A 14,996-nucleotide genomic window follows, 5' to 3' on the forward strand; every position below is an offset into this window, starting at 1 on the left:
CGATATTAGAATTGGTGTGGAAGCTGCAATTGAAAATACTCGCTTAGTTTCTTATAAATTAATGCCTCCTTTGCTAGAAACTTCTGGTTTTTTAATAACTCTTCAAGATTAAACTCTAAAACTAACGCTTGTTTTACTGTAAATACGGACGAAGAATTGATAGATTTGTCTAATGAAGTATCTTACGAAGTTTTTAGAGTTATACAAGAACTAACTACTAATATGATTAAGTATGGTAATGTAAAGTCTTGTGAAATTGCAATAAATAAAGAAGAGAATAGTTATCTTTTTTTGATAAAAGATGATGGAACTTCTTTTAATTTTAAAGAAAAATATTTGGTTTCAAAAGGTACTGGATTGAAAAATATTAGCTCACGATTAAAAGTGATTGACGCAATTTTTAAACAAAATCAAACCGTTTTAGGAAATGAATTTGTAATTTCGGTAAAAAAATAGACAAGATGAAGGTAGCAATAGTAGATGATCATCAACTTTTTAGAAAAAGTCTGGCCCATTTACTGAATTCATTTGATGATATTGATGTTGTTTTTCAGGCCAATAATGGTAAAGAGTTTTTAGACAGTATTGATGCGTATGAAATTAATTTAGTACTATTGGATATTCAAATGCCAGAAATGGACGGGTTTCAAACATGTAAAGTGCTAAGAGATAAATATCCTTCTATTTATGTTTTAATTATTTCTCAACTTACAACTAAAGAGAGTATACATAGAGTAATGGAATTAGGAGCTCACGGGTTTTTTACAAAAAATTCAGATCCAGATCAACTTCAAAATGCTATTGTTAGCATAAAAGAAAATGGTTATTATTTTGGAAATGAGTTAGGGCCAATAATTCGAGAAGTAATGCTTTGGGAAAAGAAAAATATGGCTAACTCAAATGATACTCTTATTGATGTTGATGAAAATTGTTTAACTTCTAGAGAAATTGAAATTATTAAATTAGTGTCCAATGGTAGAAGTAGTAAGGAAATTTCTGAAATTTTAAGTATTAATGTGAGAACGGTTGAAACACACAGAAAACATATTATGGAGAAGACTAATTCAAAAAACTTTATAGGTGTTGTGGTTTTTGCATTAAAATATCAATTAATTGCTCTTGAGGAAATTTAAGGAAAACACTACTAGGTATAACAATATACGTGTAAATACGTATTAAAAAACGCTGAAAATACGTATTTATACGTATTTTTTTTTTGAATAAAACCATTTAAATTTGTTAAAGATAGTTTAGAGTTTGTTTTGCTAAGCTTGTTTCTATAAATAAGCTTAAAAGGAAAAGCTACCCAAGTAATGGGTAGCTTCTTTGATTTATAAGGATATGAAAATTATTCTGCAGCAACTAATTTTGAAGCACTTCTATATAAAAAATTTGAATAAATATGTCTTCTTGCAAAACGACTTGGAGATTCTGCATTTATCATTTTTATGTAAGTATTTTTGGGAACTCCAAAATATTCATATTTATTTCCATCTAAGAACTGAATGTATAAAACATTATTGTCCATATAGAAATCTTCAATATTAATGGAAGAAGTTGTTTTTAAATACAATTCTTTATCTTTCTCAAGAGTTTCATTGGCAACACTAACTAAAAAATGGTAAGCTTCAATAGTCAAAGTACTTATTGCTTCCACTTCTTTCTTTTTTTCTTCATCCGTAAATTTATCAGGATGATTTTCTTTCATGCTTTGTCTGTAGATTGATTTTAATTCGCTAAGAGTTACATCTTTAGTAACGTTAAGTAGTTTTCTGTACTCAACAATTTTTTTCATATTCATATTCAAAAGAGATAAAATACTTTACAATAAAGTAATTTGTAAAAAAATAAATTAGCGGCAAAAGTAATATAATTTATAACTAATATGGTTAAATAAAAATTATTTTATTGATATCTAATATGATATGGTTTTGAAAGTCTAAATTGAGGTAATGATAGATCATCATTTTCAAAGGAATTGGTTTTGATAATATTTGTTCCTTCAAATGGAATAGTAGGGTAGTAAGAAAATGAGATTTGAAAGCTATTAAAAACCAAATAGTCATTATTAATTAATAAGCCAATTCCTATTTTAGAATACACTTTACTGCTGAGTAGATTTTCATTTTTTTCTGAAATAGAACCCATTGTAAGATTCAAATAAGGACTAAAACGGAAACCTTTCCAGCTACCAGGTGAATACGTTTGTGTTTGTAAAGATAATACCCATCTTTGAGTTCCTTTAAGTAAATCTGTAAAACCAATGATACCATTCTTTCCTTCTAAATCTACTAAGTCTTTTTGAGATAAATCACGATTGTTTCCCCATATGTAAGAGGGTTTTATGAATTGTCTTGTTTTCCATTTTCCAATTTGAAATAGCGGACTAAAATAATTAAGTTCAATTTTTAATGTGTTTTGATAAGGATTTCCATTATGAAAAAAGCTACCCCATTCAACAGAATTGCTTAAATAGCCAAATGAATATTTTTTACCTTGTGAAACTTTACTTCCAAGATATAATCGGGTTAAATCATTTTTGTTTTGAAGTCCAACAGTAATTGCTGCTATTTCACCATAAGGAACATCTTCTACAATATCATAATTGAAAATAAAACTATCCTTGTAATATTTTTGGGAAGCAATACCTATTTGAGAAATAATATTTGTTTCATTTGAAAAAAAAGAGGTTGGATCTAATTCTTTAGTCGCTACTTGTGAATATATCTTTTTATTATAGGCCAGAGAAGTAATTAGTCTTTTTGTTCTACTGTTGTAATCTGTTTTATTAGATATTTTAAATGACCGTCCTATCCAATATTCCTGAAATTCTGATTTTAACGAATTAGTAACAATGCTATCTGCAGAAATTATAAAAGGTTCGTTTTGTAATCTGTTTTCAAAATACAATCCACCAGCCCATTTAGTTAAGGCAGAGAAAAAGCTTCTGTTAATTGAAACAATTCGTCTGCTATTATTGTCAAAATCATTATCATAAATAGCATTAAAACTAATGTAACTATTTTTGATGTTATTTATTGAATAAGAAACAGATTTGGCTTTATAACCATCGGAGAAACGTTCTTTGTAATTTCCGTTTATTTGATGCCCTAACCCTAGTAGGTTTCTTTCACGAAGAGTAAAATTACCTTGATTAGAGGAAAGACTTCCATTAGGTAATATACTCCAAGAGTCTAAAAGGGTAACATCTACATCAATAGAATCAGAACTAGCACTTATTGATTTAGGGTTGATAATAACCCTTCTTATGTAGCGTTGGTCTCTTATAAGACGTTCGGATTCTTTGATAGCCAAATTATCGAAAACATCATTTTTTTTAAAAAGCAAAAGGTTCTTTACAGTAAATTTCTTTGTTTTTATATGTATGGTATTTCCAAATTTCTCAAAACTGTTTTTAGGAACTTTAGTAGAATCATTAATTGAATATCCAAAAGGATCTAACGATTTTATATTTATATTTCTAATGATCTTGCCATTAAATTTTGTTAGATCATTTTTTACATCAGGTTTTTTAGCCTTAGTAACGGTTTCACTTAATTTAGAAGAGCGGAAAAATAAACGATAAACAAATTTTGAAAATTTTCCTTTTTGAGAATATTTATGAATGTCATGATAAATTTTTACAGAATCATTTTTAACTGTATTTTTTTGAGAAAAACAACTAGTTACAAACAATAGATTGAGAAAAAATAAAAGTACAATTCTTTTTGTCATGATTTAAACGAAAATAACTATTGCTTTATAGAACGGCAAAGTAACTATGAAATTATTTTCGAACCAATATAAATAAAAAAAAGTCACTCATTGCTGAGTGACTCTAAAATTAACTTTTTTAACTTTTACTGTTTCTTATTATTAGTAAGGTCATTTAAAAGTTTAATTTGTAATAAAGATTCAGTAGTGTTATTATTTGAGTTACCTCCAGAAATAATCATATTAGCTGGTACTTGCATGTTTGATAGCTCATGAGCAACCCCAATGCGAGTTTCTTTCTCAATTTTTGCTCTTTCCTGAGGTGTTAAACCAGCATTTACTTTAAGACGGTTAGCATCAGCCTGAGCTTTTTCTTTAATTAATAATGCTTTAGCTTCTAATTCTGCTGTTTTTACAGCTATTTCTGCTAATTGTCTATTAGATTCTTCTTCTTTTACTCTTGTTTCAATAGCAATTAAAGTATTAACCTGCATTTTTTCTTGTTTTACACGCTCAGCAGCTTTGTCTCTTTCCCCTTCAGCAACAATACGTTGTTGAGCAGCTCTAGCAGTTTCTACTTTTTGAATTTCGATAATTTTTTCAGCAGAGATGTCTCTTTGTTGTTTTAATTTGTCTTCGAAAGCTTTATTTAAATCAACATCATCAATAATGACTTGAGCTGTTACAATTTTGTTTACGTTAATTTCATGAGGAATTCTTTTAGGAATACCATTAACAAAGATCTTTTCATTTCGAATGAACTTGTTAATTTCTTTAATACCTCTTTTCTTTTTCAAAATTGAATCTACTCCAACTTCATTATAGATAGTATCTCTCACTTCTACTTTTTTAACAACAAAACCACCGTTTTTCAAAGCATCTTCAATAGTCATTCTATAATCAGTTGCAGAACCAGAAACATAATCTTCAGCAGAATACATGAATGTTACGTTTTTTAATTGTTCGGAAACTGTTGGTAATAAGGTGTTGTTGATTAAGTTAGAAGGTTGTCTATACGTTTCTACTAATTTAATAAAAGCCATATCGTCACTTGGCATTTCAAATCGAACCGAAGCATATACATTAGCATCTACTTTATCAATAAAGCGTACATTAATACCATTAGGAATAATACCTTCAATTCCTGTAACATCTTGCTTGTAGTTTCCTTTTCTATCTAAAGCCACACATTTGATGTCAATGAATTTTTCCCATTCTTGAATTTTACTAAAAGGAACGATGAATTTAATTCCTGGTGACATGATTGTAGAACGAGCACCTGTTGGGCTTAAAATATAATATTGATGTCCTTCTTTAGCGAAAATTACAGATTCAGCTAATAATAATATGAAAACTCCAAAGATAAAAAGTCCTGCTCTTACCTTAAAGTTGAGCATTGCTAGAAAACTTAAATAGGGAGGCGTTTTCCCATTTTCTTTATCTATTTCGCTATTTTTTTTCGATAAATAAGGGTAAATAACGGTTAAGATAATTGCAAAAAACACAAGTAAATAGCCTAAAAATGATAACATAATAAATAAATTTAAAAGGATTAATAATAGTATAAAAGGGTTAAAAAAATACAATACTGAGCAAAGCCAATTTTAATTTGGAAGCATAAGAAGTTACAGCATCCTGATGTTTAATCAATGATTGCGTTATAAATGGTTGTAATAAGAAATAAGGTTTTGCTAAGTTGTTTGAACTGGGTTAACCAAAACAATAGCTGTTCCAAAGTAATCTGGAAGTTTATCACAAAAGCTTTTGATACGCTTTTTAAATACTGATGTTGTTTTGGTCTTCATGACTTAGATTTCATTTTTTTTGTATAATAGTTTTACGTTAAAGAAATGTGAAATGTTACAAGAAATAGTAAAAATATTTTTCAATAAAATGTAATGTGTTGAAAAATAGTGGTTTGTTTGATTGGGTTATTTATAAAAAAAACCTCTCATTTCTGAAAGGTTTTCTTAGTAGTCCGCTGAATTGAAGTTTACTAGATTCTTTCTTGAATAATATATTTAATTATTAATAACTATATATTGTTATTATAGAAGTGTTTATGGATTAAATTAAGAATTAATTTATTGAGTATTTGTTGAATTAATTTAATTACATAATGCATGAAATTGTATCTTAGTGGAATATTTGGATAAAATATTTTTTTATGATGAAACATAATTTAGACAATATTAAACTACCAAAAGATTCAAGAAATGAGCAATTAGAAACAATCTCTAAAAATAAATTTAGACTTTTTTTTGATGAAAAAAACTTCATTTTAAAAGAAGAACCTATTGATAATGGTGTTGATTTTCGCATTGAATTAAAAAACGATGGAATTAAAATTGGTTTTGGATTAAATTTTCAATTAAAAAGTTCAGAAAATACAAATTCTAATAATGATGGTAGTTATAGCAAATCAATTGAAACTTCAAATATTGAATATCTTTTAAATAATGGTCAAACAGCATATTATGGATTTTATATAGTAAATGAAGACAAATTCTTTTTTGAAAACTTAAAAACTATAATTTTTGAATTAAATAAAAAAGACCCAAATTGGCAAAATCAAAATAATCACTCAATAAGATTTACTAAACAATTAAGTTTAGATACAATTAATGAGATTTTTGAAACTACATTAAAAGAAGGGAACTTAATAAGACAGATTCACTCTAAACTAGCTGAAAATATTGATAATTTAGAAAGTGATAGTAAAATTATAATTGATTACAATGGTAATTTAGATTCCGATGAGGAAATAGAAAATTTTATAAATAAATACGGTCTTTTCTTGAATGATAGTTGCAGATGGAACGAAATACTTATATTGCATAATAAAACCTCAACAGGGTCTTTGAAATCGGCATTATACAACTTTATAATAGGCTTGTCACTTCTTTATTCTGGAAGTTATTTACAATCATTGGAACACTTTAGAAAAGCTAAATTAAACAGTAATACTTTATCAAAAGATATTAATGATTACTTAATATATTATCATGCAGAGTTGAGTTTATTATTTGGTTTAATTAAAGAGGAGGAATATTTAAAAGAGATTCAAAAAGCCATAAAAAATTCCAGTTTAAAGCATTACATAGAATTAGATGAAATTGAAACTTTTAAAGTTGAAATGTACTCATCTGAAAATTTTCAATCACTAACTTTTGAAAATAAAATCAATGATTTTTTAAATAATGAAAGTATTCATTACCGAATAAAACATCATGCAAAAATTAGTTTATTAAATTATAAAGCTGAAAAATTAATTTGTCAAACCCCTTTTATACTTGCAATTTCAAATTTTGAATATTTGCATCTAAATTTTACGGAATTGAATAAAGAGTTTAGAAATGTTTTACTAGAGATTCAAAATTCTGATTCCGATTTTCTACTTTATAATTGTACATTAACTCATAACAAATTTTTAATTCAATTCGATGCACTTTATAAAATAAATTTTCCTGAAGGAATAGGTAAAGATATATTAGACGATATTATTATTGCTATTTTGAGAGCGTATGATTATTTTTTAGAGATTGGTCACGTTAACATTCAAATATATTCTTTATCAGTTTTACTAGAAGCATATCAAAATATTGAAGATATTAATAAGATTGAAGAAACAATCTTGAAATTAGATACATATATTGAAAAGTATTACAATCCAGAGTTAAAAGTTAAAATTGATTTTATCAAAACTGGTGGAACTTTTGTAAATTATATAGTTAATAAAAGAAAAGAGGTAAGGATTTTAAAAGATGAGGTTGATAAAATGAGAAATGAATTAATCGAGATTGATAAAATTGAAGAAAACAATAAAATTAAATATAAAGATCCTTTAACAATACATTTATTTCCAATAGGTTACTTTAAATTTCCAAAAGATGAAGTTGAAAAGGTGTTTGATGTACTTGAAATAGAAAGCAATGATCTCAAATCTCATTATTTGCAATTATTTGAGTTTATTATTCCAATTGCAAATATTTACGTTTCTAAAATTGAAAACGAAGGTGCGTTAAATGGTAATTTGGAATATACTGGTATAGAAAGTTATCGTAAAATGTATAAAATTAGAAAAGCGTTTTATGAGAATAATTTTCAAAGAACAGAATTAAAATTTAATTAAATAAGAGTATGCTGTTTAAAAAAGATTATAGAATTTTAAGTGAGGATGAATTAAATCAAATTGAAAAAGCAGAAAATTATATTGCAGATTTGAAGAAAAAAGGAATAAGTGTTGACCAACTAAACATTTTTCATAAAATGCTTCCTAAATCTGCTTATAATTATAAATCTTATTTTCCAAATAATTATTTACATTCTGGTTATGATACTAGCAATGAAACCCTAGATAAAGGTTTGAATGATTTTATTAATTTGATAAAATCAGTTGAAACTGATGAGAGAGCAATTTTAAATTTCATTAATAAAAATGAATATTATTTTATACTTGATTCAATCTTTTTTAAATACAACTTTGGTCATCATGATGCATATCTATTTAAAGAATTTGAATTACCTCCCAATTACATAGTAGATTATTTATTAGTAGGGAAAAATTCATCTGGTTATGAATTTATCTTTATTGAGTTTGAACATCCAAACAAGGAAGTGACACTAATAGATGGAAGTCTAGGTAATTCGTTTAGAAAAGGAATTAAGCAGATTGAAGATTGGGATGAGTGGATAGATGCAAATTTTCAAAATTTAAGAACAGTTTTTAAAAAATATCAAAATACCAATAAAAATTTACCTTCAGAATTTTATGAATTAGATAAAACTAGAATACATTATCTTGTAATTGCTGGTCAAAGAAAACATTTCAATGAAAAAACATATCGTTTAAAGAGAAAAGGAATAAATAATATAAAAATATTGCATTATGATAATTTAATTGAAACGACTGATTGGATTACACGTGAAAAGAAGAAATTAAATAATATTAGAGATAAAATTAGAATATAAGTTAATAAAAAACCCTCTCATTTCTGAAAAGGTTCTTAGTAGCGGGAACAGGACTCGAACCTGTGACCTTCGGGTTATGAGCCCGACGAGCTGCCTACTGCTCTATCCCGCGATGTGCGTTTGTAATTTCAATAAAAATTCTTAGTAGCGGGAACAGGACTCGAACCTGTGACCTTCGGGTTATGAGCCCGACGAGCTGCCTACTGCTCTATCCCGCGATTTGTGAGTGCAAAGATACAATCGTTAAATGAAAAAGCAAGTAAAAAACATAAAAAAATTAAAATTTCTTCTATTCACCTGATATGACTACCTTTGCAACATAAATATTTTAAAATGGAACACAAAGCTGGGTTTGTAAATATAATAGGTAACCCAAACGTTGGAAAGTCAACCTTGATGAATGCACTAGTTGGTGAGCGTTTGTCTATTATAACAAGTAAAGCACAAACCACTCGACATAGAATTTTAGGAATTGTCAACGGAGACGATTTCCAAATGATATTATCCGATACTCCAGGAATTATAAAACCTGCTTATGAATTACAAAATTCTATGATGGGTTTTGTAAAAAATGCTTTTGAAGATGCAGATGTTTTAATCTATATGGTTGAAATAGGAGAGAAGGAACTAAAAGATGAAGCTTTTTTTAATAAAATTGTACATTCTAAAATACCAGTTTTATTATTGTTAAATAAAATTGATAAATCCAATCAAGAACAGTTAGAGGAACAAGTAGCAATGTGGGCTGAAAAAGTACCCAATGCAGAAATTTTTGCTATATCTGCTTTAGAAAACTTTAATGTTCAAGCAGTATTTAATAGAGTAATTGAATTGTTGCCAGTTTCACCACCATTTTATCCTAAAGATGCTTTAACAGACAAACCAGAACGTTTTTTCGTAAATGAAACAATTAGGGAAAAAATTCTATTAAATTATGATAAAGAAATTCCTTATGCCGTAGAAATTGATACTGAAGAATTTAAAGAAGACGATGCAATTATTCGCATTAGAGCAGTAATAATGGTAGAACGTGATACCCAAAAAGGGATTATAATAGGACATAAAGGTGCTGCTTTAAAACGTGTAGGTATTCAAGCTAGAGCTGATTTAGAAAAATTCTTTGGGAAACAAATTTTTTTAGAGACTTATGTTAAGGTTAATAAAGATTGGAGAAGTAATATGAATCAATTGAAAAGATTTGGTTACAACCAAAAATAATTAGTTGATAATTCTTTCCATAATTGTTTGTAATTGATTCATTTCTGGAATTCCTTTTCTTCTGTTTTTTCTAGCAATATAATAGAGTAGAAACCATAAGAATACCATTAAAGCAATAATAATAATTTCAATAGTATAGTTCTGATGTAGTTTTACTTTTGTATAAGCTGATATTGAAGCAATAAAGAAAATTACACCTACAAGAAAATGGAGAAAAATAAAAAATGTCCATAAGACAGGATCTGGACCATATAACCCGTTAATGGCAGTGTTTCCATCTTCCATAGGTTCTAGATGAAGGTGTAAATGGGGAGAATATTTTTCTCTTTTGAGAATTCCTAAACTCAACCAAATATGATTGTCTAGGATTTTTACTTTGTAATCGGGCTCAATTTCAGATTTTAATACTTCAAATTCTTTTAAAATTGTATCTAAGGATTTTTCAGCAACAGTATAGAATCGAAGTCGAAGGGTAAAGTTTTTCTCCATAAATTGGGATTTATGTTACTAATCTACGAAAAAAATATTAATAAAAGAATATCAAATTAACTTTACAAGCTTGTTATTGAATTGATTAAATAGGAAAAGCAAATCTGTTTTTCTAAATTCTAAATGATTATCTTTGCACTTTCAAAAAAATAAATAATGAATAATATTGTAGCCATAGTAGGTAGACCAAATGTAGGAAAATCGACATTTTTCAATCGTTTAATACAACGTAGAGATGCTATTGTTGATTCTGTTAGTGGTGTTACTAGAGATAGAAATTATGGCAAAAGTGAATGGAACGGAAAAGCCTTTTCTGTAATAGATACAGGAGGATATATTAAAGGCTCGGATGATGTTTTCGAAGGAGAAATAAGACGTCAAGTGGAATTAGCTATTGATGAAGCGGATGCTATTATTTTTTTAGTGGATGTAGAAGAAGGGGTAACTCCAATGGATGCCGAAGTTGCAAAATTACTTCGTAAGGTAACAAAACCAATTTTATTAGCAGTTAATAAAGTAGATAATGGTGCAAGGGAAAAAGATGCAGTTGAATTTTATTCTCTAGGATTAGGAGAGTATTTTACTATTGCCGGTATGAATGGAAGTGGAACTGGTGAGCTTTTAGATGAATTAGTAAGAGTTTTACCAGAATTACCTGAAGTAGAAGAAGAAGAAAATCCTTTGCCAAAATTTACGGTTGTAGGTAGACCAAATGCTGGAAAGTCCTCTTTTATTAATGCTTTAATTGGTGAAGATCGTTTTGTTGTCACAGATATTGCTGGAACTACTAGAGATTCAATCGATACAACTTATAATCGTTTTGGATTCGAATTTAAATTAGTAGATACAGCTGGAATTAGAAGAAAAGCCAAGGTTAAAGAAGATTTAGAATTCTACTCAGTAATGCGTTCCGTAAGAGCTATCGAGCACAGTGATGTTTGTATTCTTATGATTGATGCAACTAGAGGTTTTGAAGGACAAGATCAAAATATATTTTGGTTAGCCGAAAAAAACAGAAAAGGTGTTGTTATTTTAGTTAATAAATGGGATTTAGTAGAAAAAGATACCATGTCAACTAGAGATTACGAAAGAAAAATTCGTGAGGAATTACAACCATTTACAGATGTTCCTATTTTATTTGTTTCTGCTTTAACGAAACAAAGATTATTAAAAGCGCTAGAAGTAGCAGTTGAAGTTTATGAAAATAGAAAACAACGTATTGCCACTTCAAAATTTAATGATGTAATGTTGCCTATTATTGAAGCAATGCCACCACCAGCATTAAAAGGAAAGTATGTAAAAATTAAATATTGTATGCAATTGCCTACACCAACACCTCAGTTTGTGTTTTTTGCTAATTTGCCTCAATATGTAAAAGATCCATATAAACGATTTATTGAAAATAAATTACGTGAAAATTATAATTTTTCTGGTGTACCAATAGATATTTATTTTAGACAAAAATAATAAAACAAAAAAAAGAGCTTTCAATTTGAAAGCTCTTTTAGTATGCACAATAACCTCATTCATTATTATTGTACAATTATTTTCTTTGTAATTACTGCTCCGTTTTTTCTTAGCATTTTTAATGTATAAATACCACTGTTAGTCGTTTCGTCTACTATAAATTGTATGGTTTCTTTATCAGCAATTGTGAATTCTAATCTTTTAGTATTTCCTGATAAATCAATTAAAGTCAATTCTTTTAAGTCAATTTGCTTTGTGAAAATATTAGAAACCTGACCTTTGTAGATTGGATTTGAAATGATATAAGTCACATTATAAGAATCTTCTAATGAAGCATTATCTGTTGCTTGAAACGCGCTTAATGCATTTTCATTTATAGGTGTAATTTCAATATCATCTATTTCCATTTGTAAATTTGAATTTTCATTCAATTTGGATTGATTTTGAACTGAAGGATAAAACCAAAGCTGTGAATTGTCTTTAGTTGGAATATAAGTGATTTTTACAATTTGCCAAAATGATTTAGACTTACTTACTTCTTTAGACCAGACTACCTCGCTAGTTTGATCAATCTTAGGCTTTCTTTGTGAAGTAGAACTTGTTAAGCCATTAGTTGCTCTAATAGTCGCTGTTGGTATTTGTTTTTTAGCCTCATGAGAATCAATACTAGTATAAGCCTTTACTTTAAATGAAATTTCATATTTTTTTCCAACAGTGAAGTTGTAGTTTGTATAGATACCTTCACTATTCTCTTTCGAGATACTTAACCAAGCCCAAGTGTTGTTATTTAAGTTTCCTAAAACCATAGGAGTTCCATGACTTGCGGCCCAACCTTTAATACAACTTGGAGCACTAAAACCATTTCCTGTACAATTTCCAGTTAAGCTTCCATTAGTTACTATTTGTGAATTGCTAGTGATTGAAGTAAAGAATAATGCAGTAAAGAATACTATTGTTTTCATGTCTATTTTAAATTAGATTTTTTATTTGTTTTAAGAGATATGCAAATATTCAAACTATTAGGTGATAAAACATTAAGAAATCTCCTCATTTTTAAGGGGAAAAACCCCCTTTTTTTTATGGTGGTTTTTAATAAAAAAATAGGATGCCTTTGTAGACATCCTAAATTTTTGATTTTAAAAAAGAACTATAATTATTCTACAATTAGTTTCTTTGAGGTAATTGTATTATCCTTTTTAATTATTTTTACGATGTAAATTCCTTTAGTAATGGAATTGTCAATCTGAAATGTAATAGTGTTAGTATCTTTAATCGAAAATAATATAGTTTTTGTTTTTCCTAATAAATCAGCTATTACAACTTTACTTACGTTTTTAGAATCTGTTGTAAGGGAACAGAAGGCATCCCTTTTTACAGGATTAGGATAAAGTTGTTCTTGTGTGGCAATGTTTTCTAATTTATTGGTAGTTTTTCCTAAAGAAATATTCTCAACTTGTTTTACATCTTTTGTCTGTACTGCGTATTCGGGTTCTCCATTTGCTAATAAACCTTGGATTACAACTTTAAAAGCTTTTCTGGTTTCTCCCCATGGAGCACAATCATTCCATGTTCCGTGCTTAATATAATACCAAGTATTTATCACTAAACCAGAATTGAAAGTAGCAGTCATACCATCTGGAGATAAGGTAGGAGTTACTCCAACTGGATTATTCCCTGTTGTACTACCATTTGGAGCATAAGAAATAGACCAATGGTGACTAACGAAAACTGGGTTTGAAGCTGCAATAGCTGTAACATGTACATTATTTCCAATATTTGACGCATTGATTGAAAAGTTAGTTGTATATCCTGACCAATATACATTTTGTGGTAAAGCTATTCTTAATTCTCTCCAAGAAACACAACTGTTATAAACACCATGCTTAATGTAGTAGTTTTTGTCTTTGGATAATCCTGTAAAAGTTGTTGTAGTGCCACTTTGTATTGAGCCTACTAATCCTAAACTAGTCGCATCTGTAGTAGAACCAGCTACTGATGTTTCAATTAATCCCCACCAATGATTTAAACCAACTGTAGTATCAGTAGCAGTTACAGTAACTGAAATAGTTCCATTTGGAGCACAGAATGAATTGAAAGTAAAAGCAGGTGATCCATTTGAGCTTAAAACTCTAAAAATATGGGTAGATGGAACCCATCCTACACAAGGACTTGATGAGGTTGCAACTTTTACTTCATATTCATAACCAGGAATGAAATTATATCCTTGACTTCCAAATAGTGACGATAAATTTAAAACACCTAATTGCCCAGAAGTCCATCCATTACTGCCTAATTTATCTTGCCACTGGAAAGCTCCAGTTGAACCAATTGGTCTTCTCCAAATGTCTAAGTAATATTGATTTTCTCCAAAAGAAGCCGTTCCGTTTAAAAAAATGTCCTCACCTTCACAAAAATCTGTTTTCATATTACTAGAAGCGTCTTCAAAATGAAAAACAGAAGTTACAGGAGGTGTGATTGTAACGTTATCTATTTCCATTTCTATTTGCGCTCTTCCATTTAATGCTGAACTAGCAGTCATTGCAGGAAAAAAACATAATTGTGTATAGTTTTGATTTGGAACAAAGCTAATGGTTACAGTTGTCCAATTATTTCCTCTGTAGGCAGAAACAGTATTTTGTAAAACTATTTGTCCGCTATTTAGTAACGCAGGAGGAATAGCATTACTACTGTTTGTGGTTAAGTTATTAAATACTTTTGCATAAACCCAAGAATTTAGTACTGTGTTATTTGGGTTGTTGATGTTGGCATCGGTTCTAATGTCAAAAGAAATTTGATAGGTTCTATTAGCCACAAAGTTATAATTGGTGAAAATACCTTCACCTCTATTAGTATGTGACCACATCCAAACCCAAGTGTTTGTGTTTACTACTCCTGATGTACTAGGTGAACCATGTGTGCCTTGCCAACTTTGAACACTGGTGATACCATTGTTACCTATGCTGGTAGCATCTAAAGTTCCATTTGTTAAACATTGTGCATTCGAAATACTCCAAATGAGGAATATTATAATTGTAAATAAATTTTTCATCTTGATTAAATTAATTATTTGTTTATAATAAAATTGTTTTGTTGTGATCACATTGCAAAGATTGTAACTTCTGCTGTCAAAACGTTTT

12 protein-coding genes and 2 tRNA genes are annotated in these 14,996 nt (G+C 28.5%); 6 read left to right on the forward strand and 8 right to left on the reverse strand.

Annotation, left to right across the window (positions count from 1 at the left end; translation table 11 throughout):
• Positions 1–165: 165 nt before the first annotated feature.
• Together FIA58_RS20160 and FIA58_RS20165 are read left to right on the forward strand one after the other, a co-directional pair.
• Entirely contained in the window at positions 166–456 is a 291-nt protein-coding gene (locus FIA58_RS20160) for a sensor histidine kinase (protein ID WP_140964506.1), read from the forward strand.
• A gap of 5 nt (positions 457–461) precedes the next feature.
• A complete protein-coding gene (locus tag FIA58_RS20165; protein ID WP_140964507.1) occupies positions 462–1,133 on the forward strand; it encodes a response regulator transcription factor in 672 nt (223 codons plus the stop codon).
• A 215-nt stretch (positions 1,134–1,348) separates the two neighbouring features.
• On the opposite strand, the gene FIA58_RS20170 is transcribed toward FIA58_RS20165, so the two are convergent.
• From FIA58_RS20170 to FIA58_RS20180, 3 genes are all read right to left on the reverse strand, one after another.
• Positions 1,349–1,795, reverse strand: coding sequence for a KTSC domain-containing protein (locus FIA58_RS20170; RefSeq protein ID WP_140964508.1), 447 nt, complete (start codon positions 1,793–1,795; stop codon positions 1,349–1,351).
• Positions 1,796–1,905: 110 nt separating this feature from the next.
• Positions 1,906–3,735 carry a BamA/TamA family outer membrane protein gene (locus FIA58_RS20175; RefSeq protein ID WP_140964509.1) on the reverse strand — a complete coding sequence of 610 codons (1,830 nt, stop codon included), beginning with the start codon at positions 3,733–3,735 and terminating at the stop codon, positions 1,906–1,908.
• 125 nt (positions 3,736–3,860) lie between these two features.
• Positions 3,861–5,246: a hypothetical protein gene (locus tag FIA58_RS20180; protein ID WP_140964510.1), complete on the reverse strand. Its 1,386-nt coding sequence runs from the start codon at positions 5,244–5,246 to the stop codon at positions 3,861–3,863.
• Between the two features lie 635 nt (positions 5,247–5,881).
• Here FIA58_RS20180 and FIA58_RS20185 point away from each other — a divergent pair.
• Both FIA58_RS20185 and FIA58_RS20190 read left to right on the forward strand, forming a co-directional pair.
• The gene (locus FIA58_RS20185; RefSeq protein WP_140964511.1) at positions 5,882–7,846 is read left to right on the forward strand and encodes a DUF4365 domain-containing protein; all 1,965 of its coding nucleotides are present in this window, start codon (positions 5,882–5,884) and stop codon (positions 7,844–7,846) included.
• Positions 7,847–7,854: 8 nt separating this feature from the next.
• Positions 7,855–8,685: a Shedu immune nuclease family protein gene (locus tag FIA58_RS20190; protein WP_140964512.1), complete on the forward strand. Its 831-nt coding sequence runs from the start codon at positions 7,855–7,857 to the stop codon at positions 8,683–8,685.
• Positions 8,686–8,724: 39 nt separating this feature from the next.
• Here the strand turns inward: FIA58_RS20190 and FIA58_RS20195 are convergent.
• Positions 8,725–8,797 (reverse strand) — tRNA-Met (locus FIA58_RS20195).
• A gap of 33 nt (positions 8,798–8,830) precedes the next feature.
• Positions 8,831–8,903, reverse strand: a tRNA-Met gene (locus tag FIA58_RS20200).
• Positions 8,904–9,018: 115 nt separating this feature from the next.
• Between FIA58_RS20200 and era the strand changes: the two genes are divergently transcribed.
• Positions 9,019–9,903, forward strand: coding sequence for a GTPase Era (gene era / locus FIA58_RS20205; protein ID WP_140964513.1), 885 nt, complete (start codon positions 9,019–9,021; stop codon positions 9,901–9,903).
• Here era and FIA58_RS20210 read toward each other — a convergent pair whose 3' ends face one another.
• Entirely contained in the window at positions 9,904–10,392 is a 489-nt protein-coding gene (locus FIA58_RS20210) for a hypothetical protein (protein ID WP_140964514.1), read from the reverse strand.
• A 156-nt stretch (positions 10,393–10,548) separates the two neighbouring features.
• On the opposite strand from FIA58_RS20210, the gene der reads away from it, so the two are divergent.
• Entirely contained in the window at positions 10,549–11,859 is a 1,311-nt protein-coding gene (gene der, locus FIA58_RS20215) for a ribosome biogenesis GTPase Der (RefSeq protein WP_140964515.1), read from the forward strand.
• Between the two features lie 65 nt (positions 11,860–11,924).
• Here der and FIA58_RS20220 read toward each other — a convergent pair whose 3' ends face one another.
• Positions 11,925–12,821, reverse strand: coding sequence for a T9SS type A sorting domain-containing protein (locus FIA58_RS20220; RefSeq protein ID WP_140964516.1), 897 nt, complete (start codon positions 12,819–12,821; stop codon positions 11,925–11,927).
• Positions 12,822–13,012: 191 nt separating this feature from the next.
• Positions 13,013–14,908, reverse strand: a complete 1,896-nt coding sequence (locus tag FIA58_RS20225) for a T9SS type A sorting domain-containing protein (RefSeq protein WP_140964517.1) — start codon at positions 14,906–14,908, stop codon at positions 13,013–13,015.
• Between the last annotated feature and the right edge of the window lie 88 nt (positions 14,909–14,996).

Origin of the sequence: Flavobacterium jejuense, from assembly GCF_006491595.2 — a bacterium.
In the GTDB taxonomy this organism is placed as follows: domain Bacteria; phylum Bacteroidota; class Bacteroidia; order Flavobacteriales; family Flavobacteriaceae; genus Flavobacterium; species Flavobacterium jejuense.